Genomic DNA, 16,228 nt, shown 5'->3' with positions numbered 1-16,228 from the left:
ATGCCGGGTCGGGTTGCGCGGGCAGCGTGAAGAGCCGCCTGCGGGCCCATCGCTGCGCGCATGCAATGACGGCTGAAATGCCGATGCCGGTCGCGCTTGCGGCAGCGTGTGGCATACGCGCATGATGCGCGCCTTCCCAGATTCCCACCGACATGGACGGCGTTGCATGAGGCTTTCGCAGTGGCGTGCACGTGGCGCCTGGCTGGAGCGCTGGCTGCCACGCCTGCAACGCGCGCGACCGTGGCTGGTCGCCCTGGCCGCGCTGATCGTGGCGGGGCTGGTGCTGGTGGCGTTCGGCGACCTGTCCCACCAGCTCAGCTATGCCGGCGTCCTGGCGGCGGTGCGCGAGATTCCGGGCTGGAAGCTGGGCATGGCGCTGTTGGCCACCGCGGTCAGCTTTGTGGCCCTGGGCGGCTATGACGCCTCGTCGTTGCGCTATGCCGGTGCGCAGGTGCCGTACCGAATCGTGGCCAAGACCTCGTTCATCGCCTATGCCCTGAGCAACATGATCGGGCTGGGGGTGTTCACCGGCGGGGCGGTGCGGCTGCGCCTGTATGGCGCGGCGGGCGTCGAAGCCGGGGTCATCACCCGGGCGATCGCGTTCAACGCGCTGGCCTTCGGCCTGGGCATCAGCGTGGTCGGAGCGGCGGGCGTGCTGCTTGATGCGGCGGCCCTGGCGCCGTTGGCCCATCTGCCGGCGTGGGCCCTGCGCGGCGGCGCCGGGTTGGCCCTGGCCCTGGCCGCGACCCTGATGCTGGCCTGCCGACGCGGTGAGTTCGTCGCCGGGCCGATCCGCATCCGCCTGCCGGCCCCGGCGCTGGCCTGGCAGCAACTGGGCGTATCGGTGGTGGACATCGTGGCCTCGGCCGCGGTGCTGTGGTGGCTGCTCCCTGACGACGCGATCGGCTTCCCAGCCTTCGTGGGGTTCTATGCCGCGGCCATGGTGCTGGGCGTGATCAGCCACGTGCCCGGCGGGTTGGGCGTCTTCGAAGCGGTGATGCTGGTGGCCCTAGGTGGCCGCATGCCGTCGGAGGACCTGGCCGGTGCGCTGGTGCTGTATCGCTTGATCTATTACGTGCTGCCGTTGTTGCTGGCCATCTGCACGCTGGCCCTGCATGAGTTGGGGCGCAGCCCCGCCGCACCGGTGGGCCGGGCGCTGGTCGGGCTGGCACCGCGCCTGCTGGCCGCGTTCGCGGCGGTGGTCGCGGTCATGCTGCTGGTGTCGGGCGTCACGCCCGCCACGGACCGGGCGACCAACCTGCTGGCCATGCACGTGCCGCTGTTGCTGGTGGAGGCGGCGCACTTCCTCAGCTCGGTGGCCGGCGTGGCGCTGCTGTTCGTGGCCCGGGCGCTGTTGCGGCGGCTGGACGCCGCCTGGTGGGCGGCCCTGGCGATCAACGTGCTGGCCCTGGTCCTGGCCCTGCCCAAGGGCTTGGCGGTGACCGAATCGCTGGTGCTGACCTGTCTGCTGGTGGTGTTGCTGCTGTCGCGTCGCCAGTTCAACCGCAAGGCCTCACTGCTGGCGGTCCCGTTCAGCGGCGGCTGGCTGCTGGCCATGGTGGTGACCTGCGTGGCGGTGACCGCGCTGTTGTTCTTCGTCTACCGCGATGTGGATTACCGCAACCAGCTGTGGTGGCAGTTCGAGTTCGATGCCCATGCGCCGCGATCGCTGCGGGCGATGGTGGGCGTGGCCATCCTCGCGCTGGCCCTGGCGCTGCGGCAGTTGCTGCGCCAGCCGGCGCCGCCACTGCCGCTGCCCACGCCCGACGAACTGGAGCAGGCCGCCGGCATCGTGCGTCTGCAGAGTTCGGCCGACGCCGGCCTAGCCTTGACTGGCGACAAGCCGCTGATGGTGGCGGCCGACGCGCAGGCATTCGTGATGTTTGGGCGCCAGGGCAAGTCGTGGGTCGCGCTGGGCGATCCGGTGGGTCCGCGCGTGGCGTGGGATGAGCTGGTCTGGCGCTTCCTGGAGCGCGCCCGTGAATCCGGCGCTCGCGGCTGCTTTTACCAGGTCCGCCCCGAGGCGCTGCCGCTGTATCTGGACGCGGGCCTGCGCCTGTACAAGCTGGGCGAATACGCCTGGGTGCCGCTGGCCGACTTCAGCCTGCAGGGCAAGCGCCGCAGCAACCTGCGCAATGGCGTCAACAAGTGCGAGCGCGAGGGCCTGGTGTTCGAGGTGGTGGCGCGCGAGGACGTGGCCCCGATCCTGCCCGAGCTGCGCGCGGTGTCCGATGCCTGGCTGCACAAGCACCACACCGCCGAGAAGCGCTTTTCGGTCGGCGCCTTCGACGATGAATATGTGATGCGCAATCCGGTGGCGGTGGTGCGCCGCGAGGGCCACATTCTGGCGTTCGCCACGCTGCTGACCACCGAGCTGCCGCAGGAGGCCAGCATCGACCTGATGCGGCATCTGGAGCAGGCGCCCAACGGCACGATGGATTTCCTGTTCGCCAAGCTGATGCTGCACTTCGCCCAGGCCGGCTACGCGCGCTTCGGCCTGGGCATGGCGCCGCTGTCGGGCATGGCCGGCCATGCGCTGGCGCCGCGCTGGCATCGCGTCGGACGGTTGCTGTTCGCCCATGGCGAGCATTTCTACAATTTCCGTGGCCTGCGGGCCTTCAAGGAAAAATTCGATCCACAGTGGGAAGCCCGCTACCTGGCCGCGCCAGGCGGTGTGACCCCGCTGCTGGTCATGGGCGATGTCGCGGCGTTGATCAGCGGCGGTTACAAGGGAGTCATCGGGAAATGATCCGGATTGCAAGTGGTCTGCTGGTGCTGGCCTGCGCGCTGCCGCTGTGCGCGCAGACCCGGGCCGCATCAACGCCTGCGGCCTCGCGTCAGGCGGAAGTGCCGCACGTGGAGGCCGAGCGCATCTCGCACGGCAACTTCCGCGACGTGGCGCTGTACAGGCCGGTCGGGCCGCTGAAGCAGGTGGTGCTCATGCTCTCGGACAGTGCCGGGTGGAATGCGGCCATGGATGCCGACGCGCGCGCGTTGGCGCAGAACGGCACCTTCGTGGCGGGCATCGATACGCCCCAGATGCGCAAGCAGTTCACCGGCGACGGCAAGGGCTGCGTGTTTCCCGACGGCGACCTGGAAAACCTCTCGCACTACCTGCAGGGCTACGCGCAGCTGCAGGGCTACCGTGCGCCGCTGCTGGTCGGTGAAGGCAGCGGGGCCTCGATCGCCTATGCGATGGCCGCGCAGGGCGATGCCGGCGTGTTCGCCGGGGCGCTGACGGTGGACTTCACGCCCACGCTGGACCTGGGGCGGGTGCCCTGCGAAGGCCAGGGCAACCTCTTCGATGTGCTGCCGCGCAAGGGCGCGGCGACCACGCTGGTGCCGGCAACCCGGCTGGGCGTGCCTTGGGTGGCGCTGAGCTCTGGCGGCAAGGCGGCGGGCTTCGATGCGCGGACCTTCGTGGCGCACACCAAGAACGCCTCCTTCGTGCAACTGGTCGCCGCGCAGGACGAGGGCGCGGTGCGCCGCGCCGCGCTGGCGACCGCTGCGCACATGCTGGCCCGCGAGGAGCACGCCCTGCTGCCCCCACCACCGCCCAAGGATCTGGCCGGTCTGCCGTTGACCGAAGTCCCGGCCAACGGTGCGGCGGGCGACACCTACGCGGTGCTCCTCAGCGGCGACGGTGGCTGGGCCGGATTGGATCAGGAGGTGGCCGCGGCCATCGCCGCTAAGGGCATCCCGGTGGTGGGTTTCGACTCGTTGCGCTACTTCTGGAAGAAGCGCACCCCGGAGGGGCTGGCCGGCGACCTGGACCGGATCCTGCGCTATTACGGCGCTCACTGGGGCAAGTCGAAGGTGATCCTGATCGGCTACTCGCAGGGCGCCGACGTGCTGCCGTTCGCGGTCAATCGCCTGGCGCCGGATACGCGCGCGCAACTGGCCCAAGCGGTTTATCTGGCGCTGAGCGACACCGCGGCCTTCGAGTTCCATGTCACCAACTGGATGAGCGACGACGTGGCCGATGGGCTCTCGACCCTGCCGGAAATTCGCAGGCTCAACGCCGCCCAGAACCTGTGCATCTACGGCGAGGGCGATGACGACGAGGTCTGCAGCAAGGTCCCGGCCGGGCATCTGCGCGTGCAGGCGCTCAGCGGTGGGCACCATTTCGATGGCGACTACGGGCATCTGGCCGAATTGATCCTGGCCGACGCCGCCGCGACATCGCCGCGCTAGCGTGCGGTTTCAGCCAGGGCCAGGCGCAGCAGACGGGCCATCAGGCGCTCGCCGATGCCGTGCGGCGCGGCCAGGTCCATGCGCGTCAGCGCGGATGCGTCATGCGGTGGTCGGGTGGACAGCGCGCGCATGACCGTGCGCAGCTTGTCGCCGCGGGACGCGGTGTTGGCCTTCAGCCAGCTCAGCGCGCGGACCAGGCGCTGCTCGGTGTCGGTGAAGTCACTGCCCAGCGGGTAGTCGGGCAGGGTGCCGTTGCGACGGAATGGGGCGAGCCGCTCGGCCAGGTGCTGCGATGTATTGCGTTGCCAGGCGGCCGGGGCGCTGAAGTCGCCGCGCAGCTTGCCGGCCGCCTTGGCCTGTTCCAGCAGCGGCGCGATGAAGCGGGCATCGGTGATGCCGGCCATGGTGATGATGCAGTCCTCGTCGGTGCGCGCGCGCAGGTCGGCGATGCCGTATTCGTCCACGTAGACATCGCGCAGATGGCGGGCGATGGTGGTGTGGCCGTAGTGCCAGCGGATGTTGGACCTGGCCTGCGCGCCTTCGCCGCGCTGGCTACGCAGCATGAGCACGCTGCGCGCGTCGTGCAGGGCGTGGGCCATGGTCACGAAATCATGCTGTCCCCCCACGCCGGACACCACCCGTCCGTCCTCCAGCCCGTCGGAGACCGCCGCCCCGAGCGCGGTGGCCATCATGCAGCTGTTGAAGAAGCGTGCGTCCACCCGTTGCATGCGCTCCAGCGCCTCGTTGCCGCCATAAAGCTGGTTGATCTGGCTGATGCGCTGCATCCCGATGGCGCGGCGCTGATCGTGGTCCAGGTTGCGCAACCAGTCGTAGAACGTAGGTGACCCAAGATAGAAGGCGCCGTGCAGGTACTGCCCGTCCGCCTGCAGGCGGGCATGGTCGTCGCCGCTGGCGGTGCCCTCGGCCATGCGCTGCATGAGCGCGGCGTCGTCGAGCACGCGGCGTTTGATGACGCCATGCTGCACCAGCAGGCGGAAGCCCTCGTTGAGCATCTCGCTGCAGCCATACAGGCCGATCCGGAACGGATCCAGGCCGCCGCTCTCGATCACTGCAGGATGCTGCGCCAGGTCGGGGTCCAGGGCGTGCAGGACGCGCCGGTAGGCGGCGTTGTCGGTATGGCGGAGCACCAGCGCGTGGCTCAACGCGTCGGCCAGCGTCCCGATGCCGATCTGCAGCGTCCCGCCGTCGCGCACCAGGGTGCTGGCGTACAGGCCGATGGCGTAGTCGGCGTCGCCGACCGGCTGCCGCGGCAGGGCGAACAGCGCCGGATGCGGCCCGGGTGGATCGATCACCACATCGAAGAAGTCTCCGGGCACCGCGGCCTCGCCATCCAGCCACGGCAGCTGCGGATCGACCTCGGCCACCAGCAGCGGGCGCGGCAGTCCACGCCGGGCGATGGCATCCAGCGTGTCCTGGGTGGTGTCGTTGTTGCACGACAGCGACAGGCGCAGCGGCGCGTCTTCGCCTGCCTGCGGGTGACGCGCGACTTTCTGCACGATCACGTTGGGCGCGCGCCGGGCCACGCCATCGGCGGCGTGGGTGTAGTTGAGGCTCACGTAATGGCGCTGCATTCGCCGCGAATGCAGCAGCGCGCCGGACTGCATGTAGAACTCTTCGACCTGGATGTGCGGCGGCAGTGCATCGGCCTTGAGCGCCTGCACGTAGTGCAGCGTTGGGAAATCCTCGCCGAAGTGGCGTGCGCCGAATGGCTTGAAGAACCGTGCCTCCAGGCCGTCGCCTCCTGGCGCAGGCGGGTCGAGCGACAGCGCGGTGTAGAGCTGGAGTGGACGCGAGGGATCCGGCGCGATCCGGTCGTAGAGCGCGTTGAGCAGGCGGTGCGGCTTGCCAATGCCTAGTGGGGCGGCGACGCGCAGGGCGCCCGGGACGCGAAGCAGGATCAGGTCGACGGCGTCTGACAGGGCGATGAGGCGTTCGGGCATGGGGCCAGCTTCCAGGGGCGTGCGTGCAGTTCGGGTCGACGTGGCGGCTGCGCCCGTCCTCCACAAGATGGCACGCGAGTGCCGAACCGTGGCGCAGGCGACATGGGGGGGGCTTGTGGCGAACGAGAATTATTTTCATTAAAATGGCGTTCCCGGTGCCATGCAGGACCTGCTTGCCCGGGCCCGCCAGCCGCACATCGCGACTTCGCCAGCGGATGTTGTCCCCACCTTAGTACGTGTTCCGGGCGGCCAAGCCTGGCCGGGACGTCTTGTCGCACACATTGGAAATGCTCATGACCCAGTTCCATACCGCCCCTCCCGCTGCCTGCCTGCAGCATCCGCGCCGCCTGTCGCTGGCGCTGCTCGCCGCGCTTGGCGTGGCCTCGGTGGCGCCGGCCTGGGCGCAGGACGCATCAGGCACCGATACGCCGGCCGACGCCGACGTGACCACGCTGGACGGTTTGAAGGTCAAGGGCGAGCGTGCGGAAGGCTACAGCGTGCGCAGGACGACCGCCGGCACACGCTTCGACCTGACCGCGCGCGAGATCCCGCAGTCGGTGAGCATCATCAGCCACCAGCGCATCGAAGATCAGGGCCTGGACGACATCATCGACGTGCTGGAAAACACCACCGGCGTGTCCAACACGCGTACGGACAGCGAGCGCTTCGAGTTCTACGCACGCGGCTTCTATATCGACAACTATCAGTTCGACGGCATCCCGACCACGATGGTGCAGAACTGGAGCTATGGCGATTCTGCACTGGACCTGGCGTTGTACGACCGCGTGGAAGTGGTGCGTGGCGCGACCGGCCTGCTGACCGGCACCGGCAATCCTTCCGCCTCGGTCAATCTGATCCGCAAGCACGCCGACAGCCGCACCTTGACCGGCAGCGTCTCGCAGACCTTCGGTAGCTGGGACCGCCGCCGCACCACGGTCGACGTGACCACGCCGCTCAACAGCACCGGCACCGTGCGGGCGCGCGTGATCGGCAGCTACCTGGACACCGACTCTGCGGTGGACCGCTACAGCCAGAAGAAGTCGCTCTTCTATGGGGTCATCGATGCAGACCTGACCGACAACACGCAGCTGAGCGTGGGCTACGACTATCAGAAGAAGGAATCGGACGGCGTCACCTGGGGCGGCTTCCCCCTGTGGTACTCGGACGGCAGTCGCACCGACTACTCGCGCGCCTTCAATCCCGCCGCCGACTGGACTTACTGGGACACCACCGTCAAGCGTGCCTTCGCCACCCTGCAGCACGACTTCGACAACGGCTGGAAGCTCAAGGCCAACGCAACCCACGACAAGACCGATGTCAGCGACAAGTTGTTCTACCCGTATTACACGATCTACGGTTTCGACAAGAACACCGGCGCGGGGGTGGTGCCGTATTCGGGCTACTACATCACCGGGCGCAAGGTCGATGGCCTGGACGCGTACGCCGAAGGCCCGTTCCAACTGGCTGGGCGCGAGCACGAACTGATGGCCGGCGTGTCCTACAACCGGCGCGAATATCGCAATACCGGGGCCTACGACTTCCCCGGCCCGCTGGACACCTACCTGGGCTGGACCGGTGACTACGCCGAGCCTGACTGGTCGCCGATCTCGGTGTACAGCACCGGTACGGTCACCCAGAAGGCGGTCTATGCAGCCGCTCGCCTGAGCCTGGCCGATCCGCTGAAGCTGATCGCTGGCGCGCGCTACACCGACTGGAAGGTGGACGGCACCGAAAGCGGCGCGCCGTATGCCAGCGAGGAGAAGAAGACGATCCCCTATGCGGGCCTGGTCTACACGCTCAACGACACGTGGTCGACCTACGCCAGCTACACCGACATCTTCAATCCGCAGACCACCAAGTCGGCCGACGGCAGGTACCTGGATCCCACGACCGGCAAAAGCTACGAGGTCGGCGTCAAGGGCGCCTGGTTCGATAACCGCCTCAACGCCTCGATGTCGGTGTTCCGCATCGAGCAGGACAACCTCGCGCAGGCCACGGGCCAGTATTCCTCTTCGGGTGAGGCGATCTATGTGGCCGCGCAGGGCACGGTGAGCCGCGGCGTGGAATTCGAGTTGAATGGCGAGCTGGCGCCAGGCTGGAACGCCACGTTCGGCGCGTCGCGTTACGTGGCCAAGGACGGCGAGGGTGACGACATCAGTACCCAGCTGCCGCGGACAACGCTGAAGGCGTACAGCAGCTACACCCCGCGTGGGCTGTCCGCGTTGACCTTCGGTGGTGGCGTGAACTGGCAGAACCGGATCTTTTACAGCGATGCGACCTACGGCCGTTTCGAGCAGGGGGCCTATGCCTTGGTCAACGCGTTTGCCCGCTACCGGTTCAACCAGCACTTCTCGGTGCAGGCCAACCTCAACAACCTGCTGGACAAGAAGTACTACTCGCAGATCGCCGGCTACGGCGCTTACGGGGAACCTGCCAACGGCTCGGTCACCCTGACGTATTCGTTCTGATCCCATCGGACATCGCGAACGTGCAGAAGCGCCGGCATGACCGGCGCTTCTGTATTTTGGGCAGCGGCACTGATGCACGAAGAGGGGTTGACAGCCGATCGATTACGCGCGTAATTTGAATGAAAATTACAGACGTAAACGAAATGGCGATCAGTGAAGCCGAGGCGGTCGTGATGGAGGTCTTGTGGGGCCGCAGCCCGCAGGGTGCCGATGAGGTCGTCGCCGCGCTGGCCAGCCGCACCGACTGGGCCGAGCCGACCATCAAGACCTTGCTCAACCGCCTGCTCAACAAGGGCGCGATCCAGGCCACGCGCGAAGGCCGCCGTTACCTCTACGCGCCCGTGCTGAGCCGGCAGGCCTGGGTGCAACAGCAGAGCGAGGGTCTGCTGGAACGGGTGTTCGGTGGGCGCGTGGCGCCGCTGGTGGCGCACTTCTCCGAGCGCGGGAAACTCTCGGCACAGGACATTGCCGATCTCAAACGACTGGTCCAGGAGTTGGACGATGAACAGTGAGTTGATGACCTGGCTGTGTGGGACGACGCTGGCGACCAGCGCGGCGGTCGTGCTGGTGGCATTGCTGCGCCGGCCAATGCGCCTGATCTTTGGCGTGGGCGCGGCCTATGCATTGTGGGCGCTGGTGCCGGTGGCGTTGATCGCCGTGTCGTTGCCGGCACCGGTACGCCCCGTGCTGGTGGTGCCGATGGCCGCGAAGGTGGGTGTCATGCACGCCGTCGGCGAGGCATCGCAGGAATCCACGCTGCCTTGGACTTTGCTGCTCGCCATCGCATGGGGCATGGGCGGGCTGGCGATGGCCGGCCTGCAGTTCTGGCAGCAGCGCCGCTTCATGCGTCGCCTGGGGCCGTTGCGCCCGCATGCGGACGGCCTGCGTCTGGCCGCAACCAGCGCGGGCCTGCCAGCGGTGACCGGCGTGCTGCGGCCACGCATCGTGCTGCCCGCGGATTTCCTGCATCGCTATGACGCCGATGAGCGCGCGCTGGTCGTGGCCCACGAACGCCAGCACATCGCGCGCGGCGACCTGGTGTGCAATGCGCTGGCCGCGCTGCTGCGCTGCGTGTACTGGTTCAACCCGCTGCTGCACTGGGTGATGGCCCGCTACCGCCATGACCAGGAACTGGCCTGCGATGCGCGCGTGCTGCAGCGCCATCCGGGCGCCCGGCGCGCCTATGCGCAGGCGATGCTGAAGACGCAGCTGGACGACTTCGCCCTGCCGGTTGGCTGTCACTGGCACACCCACCCGATCAAGGAACGGATCGCCATGTTGAAGCGTCCCAGTCCAGGCCGGTGGCAGACCGGCGTGTCGTCGGCGTTGCTGCTGGCGCTATTCGCGGGAGGTGGTTATGCGGCGTGGGCCGGCCAGCCGGCGGCGGCGCAGGCGACAAAAGCCGCGCCCATGCGGTACGCCGCAACGTTGCAACTCGCGGTGGACGGCGAGCAGCAGGCGTTTGACATGCGAAGCGATGCCGGCATGCCATTCGCCTTTGCCCTGCACACCAAGGCAGGACATCGTTGGGAGGGCACGGCCAGCATCTCCCCGTTCGCGGCAGGTCAGGTCAGCGTGGACATCGCGCTCAAGCGGGATGGCGTTGCGCTCCCGGATCCGATGATGCTGGTCGCCCGGTTGGATGAGGACGCTTCAGTCAAGCTCTCGCCCGATGCGTCTTCGGGTCCGCTCGTGTTGACCATGCGGGTCGGTCAAACAGCGCCGCAGCACGTGCACAACGCGACGAGCACAGAGAAGGCCGGTCCCAGCCAGCGCGCGCAGGCATCCACGGGTCTGGATGACGATGCAAGTCCGTTCGATCACACCCAGCACGCGCCGCCGCGTTATCCCAAAGAGGCCGCCAATGCAGGCATCACCGGGACGGTCGTGATGCTGGTGGACATCGCGCCAGATGGGCAAGTGGCACGCGTCGTGGTGGAGCATTCCGCACACAATGCGCAGCTCGATGCGGCTGCGGTGGAGGCCGCGCAGAAGTGGCGTTTCAGGCCAAAGCTAGAAGCGGGCCGGGCCGTGGCGCACCGCGTCCGGGTGCCCATTGAATTCAGTATCGATGAGCCTACCGATGGAGCCCCGTCAGCATCTGGCGACAAGCGCGTGGTCGAGCAGGACACGCCTTCCCGAACCAGGCAGCTTCAGGTATCCGAGGGCTTGTTCGGCATGAAGATTCTTGCTGACGTCCCTGCGGCTGGCAGCACAGCGCATGTCCGCCTTGCTGCCAGCCGTCCGCCGGGCAAGTGGGAACGCGCGGTCATGGGGGCGGCATGCTGATGGCGCGGGCACGCATTGGCGGAGTGATGGCCGCCCTGCTCATGGCCGGCTGCGCCACCCGGCCGCCCATGGTCCAGGAAGACACCGCCACCACCCGCAACACCAATGTCGACCAGCGCATGCTGATGCCCGAAGGCGGACAGGAAGGGGCGGCCAAGATCGAGCGCTACACGCTGGCGCCGAGCGAAGTGTTCCGCATGCCCGAGCCGACCGAGGCAGGCAATCCGGAGCTCCCATCCGATTCGCCACGCCAGACCCTGGCGCCGACCACGGTCTGCGCGCGCGTGGTCCTGGATGCCCAAGGCGGGGTGCAGCGCGCCGAACTGCTGGACGACCGCGCCGACTGCGCCGCCGGTGCGCAGCCGGATAACGCGGACCTGGTGCAGGCGATGTTGGCCAAGGTGCGGCAGTGGCGGTTCGTGCCGGCCGCGGTCTGCTACTTCTCCGCCCACCAACCGCCGGCCGATCCGCAGCGCTGCGACGGGGCGCAGTCGGTGGAGCCTGTCCCGGTGACGCTGCTGTACGCCTTCACCTTCGAGGTGGAACAGGGCCGCGTGCACGTGGAGCGCGGTGGTATGGGCGGGCAGTAGCGCGCTATAGCTGTTGGCTTGGTGGGAGCCGATTTATCGGCGATGTGGCTTCACCGAGGTGGCCCGATCGCCGATGCATCGGGTCTCATAGGTATCGCTGTCGCTACAGCATCTCCGGCTTGAACAGCCCGCGCCGCGAGCGCTCGCTGCCCGACACCATGAACTGCCCGTCACCCCGGTAGTGCAGCGTGCGCGGCAGCTTGGGTGTCGGCGCAACATGCGCCTTGATCACTTCCCAGACGAACAGGTTGTAACGGTCCACCAGCGCGTCGTCGTGCAGGCGACATTCGAAGCTGGCATGGCATTGCGCGATCAGCGGCGCGTCCACGCAACTGGCCCGCTGCGCGGTCAGGCCGAAGGCCGCGAATTTGTCGACCTCGCCCCCACTGCAATTGCCGATCCGCACCACGGCGTCCAGCAGCGGCTCGGTCGGCAGGTTGATCACGCACTGTCGGCCGGCACGGATCAATCCGAAGCTGTGGTTCGCGCGGGAGATCACGCAGGCCAGCAGCGAGGGCGCGAATTCCATGACCATGTGCCAGCCCATCGTCATGATGTCGCGTTGACCATCGTGCGCGCTGCTGACCAGTACCACCGGGCCGGGCTCGAGGAAACGGCGCACCTGGTGCACGGAAAATCCTGTTTGGCGATGGGCTGCATCGGGCTTCGGGCGCTGGCTTTAGAGGTGCACCAGTGTGCGTGGTACGCCGTGACGGGTGTCTTGCAGCCGTATCGGCGCGGTAGGCTTGAACGCCACGCACGCGCATCGCGTCAACGGAGAGATCGGCATGTGGGAAACCCTGGGCACGCTGCGCGACCTGGGCCGGCTGCAGGAAATCGCCTCGGTGCTGGTGCGTTACGGCTTCGGCGACGTGGTGCGCAGGATCGGCCTGGCCAATGTGCTGGAGCGTGCCGGGCGCCTGGTACATGCCGAGCGCGCCGGCGAGTTCCTGCATCTGCAGCCGGCCCAGCGCCTGCGTCGCGCGCTGGAAGAACTGGGGCCAACCTTCATCAAGCTGGGCCAGGTGCTGGCCACGCGCGTGGACCTGCTGGCGGCGGACTGGATCGTCGAACTGGGCGCCCTGCAGAGCGCGGTGCCGGCGCTGGACTTCGAGCAGGTGCGTGCGCAGGTGCGCGAGGACCTGGGCGCCGAACCCGAGGCGGTCTTCGATCGCATCGACACCGCCGCGCTGGCGGGCGCATCGCTGGCGCAGACCCATCGTGCGTGGTTGGCCGATGGCACCCCGGTGATCCTCAAGATCCGCCGTCCCGGCATCGTCGAAGTGGTCGAGGCCGACCTGCGCCTGCTCGCGCGGCTGGCCGACATCGCCCAGGCCCGGCTGCCGGACCTGCGCCGCTTCCGGCCGGACGAGGTGGTCAAGCAGTTCACCGCCTCGCTGCGCGCGGAGCTGGATTTTGCCGCCGAGTGCCGCAATGCCGAGCAGATCGCGGCCAACTTCGCGCAGTTCCCGGGCATGGTGGTGCCGCGCGTGTACTGGACGTGGACCAGTGCCCGGCTCAACGTGCAGGACTTCGTCCAGGGACTGCCGGGCGGCGACATGGCCGCGCTGGATGCCGCGGGCCTGGACCGCAAGGCACTGGCGCGCACCGGCGCGCAGATCGTGATGAAGATGGTGCTGGAGGACGGGCTGTTCCATGCCGACCCTCACCCGGGCAACCTGTTCTACCTGCCCGATGGCCGCATCGCGCTGATCGATTTCGGCATGGTCGGGCGCGTGTCCCAGACGCGGCGCGTGCAGATCGCGCGGCTGCTGCACGGCCTGGTCACCCAGCAGCCCGAGGCGGTGGCCGATATCCTGCTCGACTGGGCCGGTGATGAGGGCCAGGGCGAGGCGGACGAGGCTGTGCTGCTGGCCGATATCACCACCTTCACCGACCAGTTTCACGGCGTGCCGCTCAAGGACCTGCGCATCGGCCGGATGCTGACGGAGCTCTCCACCTTGCTGCGCGTGCATGCGCTGGTGCTGCCGCCGGATCTGGCGCTGATGATCAAGGCCTTGCTGACCTTGGAAGGGCTGGGCCGGCAACTGGACCCGGACTTCGACATGGCCAGCCAGGCGCGGCCGTTCCTGGAGCGGGCGATGCTGGCGCGCTACGCGCCGCGGCACCTGGCCCGGCGTGGAGGTCGGATGCTGGGCGAATCGCTGGACCTGCTGGGCGAGCTGCCGCGCGATGTGCGGCGGCTGGTGCGCGCGGCCGGGCGCGGGCGCATGAAGCTGGAGATCACCAGCCTGCGCAGCGTCGGTGCGCAGCTGAACCACGCGGTGAACCGGCTGACGATGGGCATCGTCACCGCGGCGCTGATCGTTGGCTCGGCCATCGTGATGAACAGTGCCGGCGGCGTGCCCAGCGCGTGGCGCACCGGGCTGGGCCTGGCCGGCTTCATCGGCGCGGCCGTGTGCGGCGTGGGCATCCTGCTGTCGATCTGGCGCAGTGGACGCCGCTGACGCCGCCGGCGCGCGCTTGCGGGTCCGCCACTGTGTATGGACTCGCCGATTCCCGTAGCGCCGAGCAAGCTCGGCGCTACAAGCGGATCCAGCGCATTACAGCACGTGCACCGCGTCGGCCAGCTGCTGCACCTCATCGGCCTGATGGCTGACGTAGAGCATCGGCAGCCCGGTCTGTTCGCGCACGCGGCGCAGGTAGGGGATCAACTCGCCGCGCCGCGCTGGGTCCAGCGCGGAGAGCGGCTCGTCCAGCAGCAGCATGGCCGGCTGGGAGAGCAGGGCGCGGCCGATGGCCACGCGCTGGGCTTCGCCCCCGGACAGGTTGCGTGGGCGCCGCGCCAACAGCGGTGAGATGCCCAGCAGGTCCACCACGGCGTCGAAGCCAAAACCCTTGCCGCCCTTCGCGCCATGGCGGCCGTAGCCCAGGTTGCCGCGCACGTCCAGGTGCGGGAACAGGCGCGCATCCTGGAACACGTAGCCGATGCGCCGCCGGTGTACGGGCAGGTTGATGCGGGTGGCGCTGTCGAACAGCACGCGGCCATCCACCTCGATCCGACCGGCCTGCGGCCGCAGCAGGCCGGCAATGGCGTTGAGCACGCTGGTCTTGCCCACGCCGGAAGGGCCGGTGAGCGCCAGCACGCGGGCATCGCTGTCGATGCGCACCTGCCGCGCGAAGGCGCCGCGGCGCAGTTGCAGGTCCACATGCAGGCTCACAGCACCTCCTCGGCGTCCGTGCCGCGTTGGCGCCTGGCCAGCCATTCGCTGAGCATCAGCGCGGCCAGCGAGAGCGCCAGCGACACGCCGGCCAGGCGCCAGATGCCAGCCTCGGCCCCGGGCACCTGCAGCAGGTTGTAGATGGCCGAGGAGATCGTCTGGGTCTGCCCGGGGATGTTGGAGACGAAGGTGATGGTCGCGCCGAACTCGCCCAGCGCCTTGGCGAACGCCAGCACCACGCCGGCCAGGATGCCCGGCCACGCCAGCGGCAGGGTCACAGTGAAGAACACGCGCCACGGTCCGGCGCCCAGCGTGGCGGCGGCATGTTCCAGGCGGCGGTCGACGTGTTCGATGGACAGGCGCACCGCGCGCACCATCAGCGGGAAGCCCATCACCGCGCAGGCCAGCGCCGCGCCGGTCCAGCGGAACGCGAAACGGAAGCCGAAGTGTTCCAGCAGCCAGGCGCCGACCACGCCCTGCGTCCCCATCACCACCAGCAGCGCATAGCCGGTGACCACCGGCGGAAGCACCAGCGGCAGGTGCACCAGCGCATCGAGCAGTGTGCGCCCCGGGAAGCGCCGGCGCGCCAGCAGCCAGGCCACGGCCACGGCCGGCGGCAAGCTGGCGACCGACGCCACCAGCGCCACTTTCAGGCTCAGGCCGATGGCCGTCAGTTCGTCCGGGGAAAACGCCAGCATCGCGCGAGGTTACTTGAGCAGCGAGAAGCCGTGTTTCTCGAAGATGGCCCGCGCGGGCGCGCTTCCGAGCCAGGTCACGAAGGCCATGCGCCCCGGCGCGGTGCCGGCTTTGAGCGCGGCGACGGGATAGACGATGGCCGGGTGGCTGCCGGCCGGAAAGGTGGCCACCACGCGCACGCCGGGGTCGGCGGCCGCATCCGAGCCGTAGACGATGCCCAGCGGCGCCTCGCCGCGCGAAACCAGCAGCAGCGCCGAGCGCACGCTGTCCGACTCTGCAAGCTTGTCCTGCACGCGCTCCCACTGGCCCAGCGACTGCAGCGCGGCCTTGGCGTACTTGCCTGCCGGCACGCTGTCGGTCTTGCCGACGGCCAGGCGGCCATCGCCCAGGGCGGCGGACAGGGCGCCGGGCTGGCCGAGGCTGACCTGCGCCTGGCTGGCCTTGGGCGCGACCAGCACCAGGTCGTTGCCCAGCAGGTTGCGACGGCTGGCGGTGTCGATCAGGTCGCGTTGCTGCAGATCATCCATCCACGCCAGGTCGGCGGAGATGAACACATCGGCCGGCGCGCCTTGGGCGATCTGCCGGGCCAGGGTGGAACTGGCCGCATAGGACACAGTGACCGGGGTGCCGGTAGTGCGCTGATACAGCGCGGCGGCCTCGTCCATCGATTCCCTGAGGCTGGCCGCCGCAAAAACGGTGATCGGCTGCGCGGCGACAGCCTGCGCGGCGGTGAGGGCCGCCAGGAGCAGCAGGCCGGCGCGCAGCAGGCGCGAGGCGAGGTGGGCCGGCATGAACGGCAATAGGCGAGGCAGGCGCTTCATTCGATCTCCCGTTATATCCGTCAGGAT

12 protein-coding genes are annotated in these 16,228 nt (G+C 68.6%); 7 read left to right on the top strand and 5 right to left on the bottom strand.

The window, feature by feature from the left end; genetic code table 11:
* Window positions 1–166 precede the first annotated feature (166 nt).
* Window positions 167–2,749 carry a bifunctional lysylphosphatidylglycerol flippase/synthetase MprF gene (mprF, locus tag ACORQU_RS02235; RefSeq protein ID WP_491643113.1) on the top strand — a complete coding sequence of 861 codons (2,583 nt, stop codon included), beginning with the start codon at window positions 167–169 and terminating at the stop codon, window positions 2,747–2,749.
* Window positions 2,746–4,194: a virulence factor family protein gene (locus ACORQU_RS02230; protein ID WP_491643111.1), complete on the top strand. Its 1,449-nt coding sequence runs from the start codon at window positions 2,746–2,748 to the stop codon at window positions 4,192–4,194. The genes mprF and ACORQU_RS02230 overlap by 4 nt, the downstream gene beginning before the upstream one ends.
* On the opposite strand, the gene ACORQU_RS02225 is transcribed toward ACORQU_RS02230, so the two are convergent.
* Window positions 4,191–6,155, bottom strand: coding sequence for an acetyl-CoA hydrolase/transferase C-terminal domain-containing protein (locus ACORQU_RS02225; RefSeq protein WP_491643109.1), 1,965 nt, complete (start codon window positions 6,153–6,155; stop codon window positions 4,191–4,193). The two genes, ACORQU_RS02230 and ACORQU_RS02225, sit on opposite strands and share 4 nt — an antisense overlap.
* A 293-nt stretch (window positions 6,156–6,448) precedes the next feature.
* Here ACORQU_RS02225 and fhuE point away from each other — a divergent pair, with 293 nt between their 5' ends.
* The 4 genes from fhuE to ACORQU_RS02205 all read left to right on the top strand — a co-directional run bounded on the left by fhuE (window position 6,449) and on the right by ACORQU_RS02205 (window position 11,502).
* Window positions 6,449–8,623 carry a ferric-rhodotorulic acid/ferric-coprogen receptor FhuE gene (gene fhuE / locus ACORQU_RS02220; RefSeq protein WP_491643107.1) on the top strand — a complete coding sequence of 725 codons (2,175 nt, stop codon included), beginning with the start codon at window positions 6,449–6,451 and terminating at the stop codon, window positions 8,621–8,623.
* A gap of 143 nt (window positions 8,624–8,766) precedes the next feature.
* On the top strand, window positions 8,767–9,135 hold the full coding sequence (locus ACORQU_RS02215) for a BlaI/MecI/CopY family transcriptional regulator (protein WP_491643105.1): 369 nt from the start codon (window positions 8,767–8,769) through the stop codon (window positions 9,133–9,135).
* Window positions 9,026–10,912, top strand: coding sequence for a TonB family protein (locus ACORQU_RS02210; protein WP_491643103.1), 1,887 nt, complete (start codon window positions 9,026–9,028; stop codon window positions 10,910–10,912). The genes ACORQU_RS02215 and ACORQU_RS02210 overlap by 110 nt, the downstream gene beginning before the upstream one ends.
* Window positions 10,912–11,502, top strand: coding sequence for a hypothetical protein (locus ACORQU_RS02205; protein ID WP_491644927.1), 591 nt, complete (start codon window positions 10,912–10,914; stop codon window positions 11,500–11,502). The genes ACORQU_RS02210 and ACORQU_RS02205 overlap by 1 nt, the downstream gene beginning before the upstream one ends.
* 103 nt (window positions 11,503–11,605) lie before the next feature.
* On the opposite strand, the gene ACORQU_RS02200 is transcribed toward ACORQU_RS02205, so the two are convergent.
* Window positions 11,606–12,133: a flavin reductase family protein gene (locus tag ACORQU_RS02200; RefSeq protein ID WP_491643101.1), complete on the bottom strand. Its 528-nt coding sequence runs from the start codon at window positions 12,131–12,133 to the stop codon at window positions 11,606–11,608.
* Between the two features lie 157 nt (window positions 12,134–12,290).
* Between ACORQU_RS02200 and ACORQU_RS02195 the strand changes: the two genes are divergently transcribed.
* A complete protein-coding gene (locus ACORQU_RS02195) occupies window positions 12,291–13,970 on the top strand; it encodes an ABC1 kinase family protein (protein WP_491644925.1) in 1,680 nt (559 codons plus the stop codon).
* 96 nt (window positions 13,971–14,066) lie between these two features.
* On the opposite strand, the gene modC is transcribed toward ACORQU_RS02195, so the two are convergent.
* The 3 genes from modC to modA are packed head-to-tail and all read right to left on the bottom strand — an operon-like array spanning window position 14,067 to window position 16,201.
* The gene (modC, locus tag ACORQU_RS02190) at window positions 14,067–14,678 is read right to left on the bottom strand and encodes a molybdenum ABC transporter ATP-binding protein (protein ID WP_491644923.1); all 612 of its coding nucleotides are present in this window, start codon (window positions 14,676–14,678) and stop codon (window positions 14,067–14,069) included.
* 2 nt (window positions 14,679–14,680) lie between these two features.
* Window positions 14,681–15,382 (bottom strand): molybdate ABC transporter permease subunit, encoded by a 702-nt coding sequence (gene modB / locus ACORQU_RS02185; protein ID WP_491643100.1) that lies wholly within the window; start codon window positions 15,380–15,382, stop codon window positions 14,681–14,683.
* 9 nt (window positions 15,383–15,391) lie between these two features.
* Complete coding sequence (gene modA / locus ACORQU_RS02180; protein ID WP_491643098.1) at window positions 15,392–16,201, bottom strand: molybdate ABC transporter substrate-binding protein; 810 nt, start codon at window positions 16,199–16,201, stop codon at window positions 15,392–15,394.
* Window positions 16,202–16,228: the final 27 nt, after the last annotated feature.

This window comes from Pseudoxanthomonas sp. JC1303 (assembly GCF_058448525.1).
The sequence above is the reverse complement of the archived record's forward strand: the minus strand, read 5'-3'. Positions and strand labels throughout refer to the sequence as shown.

What these genes read in the sequence shown, in the direction of transcription:
- mprF (WP_491643113.1), top strand. Translation starts at nt 167, where the DNA reads ATGAGGCTTTCGCAGTGGCGTGCACGTGGCGCCTGGCTGGAGCGCTGG.
- ACORQU_RS02230 (WP_491643111.1), top strand. Translation starts at nt 2,746, where the DNA reads ATGATCCGGATTGCAAGTGGTCTGCTGGTGCTGGCCTGCGCGCTGCCG.
- ACORQU_RS02195 (WP_491644925.1), top strand. Translation starts at nt 12,291, where the DNA reads ATGTGGGAAACCCTGGGCACGCTGCGCGACCTGGGCCGGCTGCAGGAA.
- ACORQU_RS02215 (WP_491643105.1), top strand. Translation starts at nt 8,767, where the DNA reads ATGGCGATCAGTGAAGCCGAGGCGGTCGTGATGGAGGTCTTGTGGGGC.
- modA (WP_491643098.1), bottom strand. Translation starts at nt 16,201, where the DNA reads ATGAAGCGCCTGCCTCGCCTATTGCCGTTCATGCCGGCCCACCTCGCC.
- fhuE (WP_491643107.1), top strand. Translation starts at nt 6,449, where the DNA reads ATGACCCAGTTCCATACCGCCCCTCCCGCTGCCTGCCTGCAGCATCCG.
- ACORQU_RS02225 (WP_491643109.1), bottom strand. Translation starts at nt 6,155, where the DNA reads ATGCCCGAACGCCTCATCGCCCTGTCAGACGCCGTCGACCTGATCCTG.
- ACORQU_RS02205 (WP_491644927.1), top strand. Translation starts at nt 10,912, where the DNA reads ATGGCGCGGGCACGCATTGGCGGAGTGATGGCCGCCCTGCTCATGGCC.
- modB (WP_491643100.1), bottom strand. Translation starts at nt 15,382, where the DNA reads ATGCTGGCGTTTTCCCCGGACGAACTGACGGCCATCGGCCTGAGCCTG.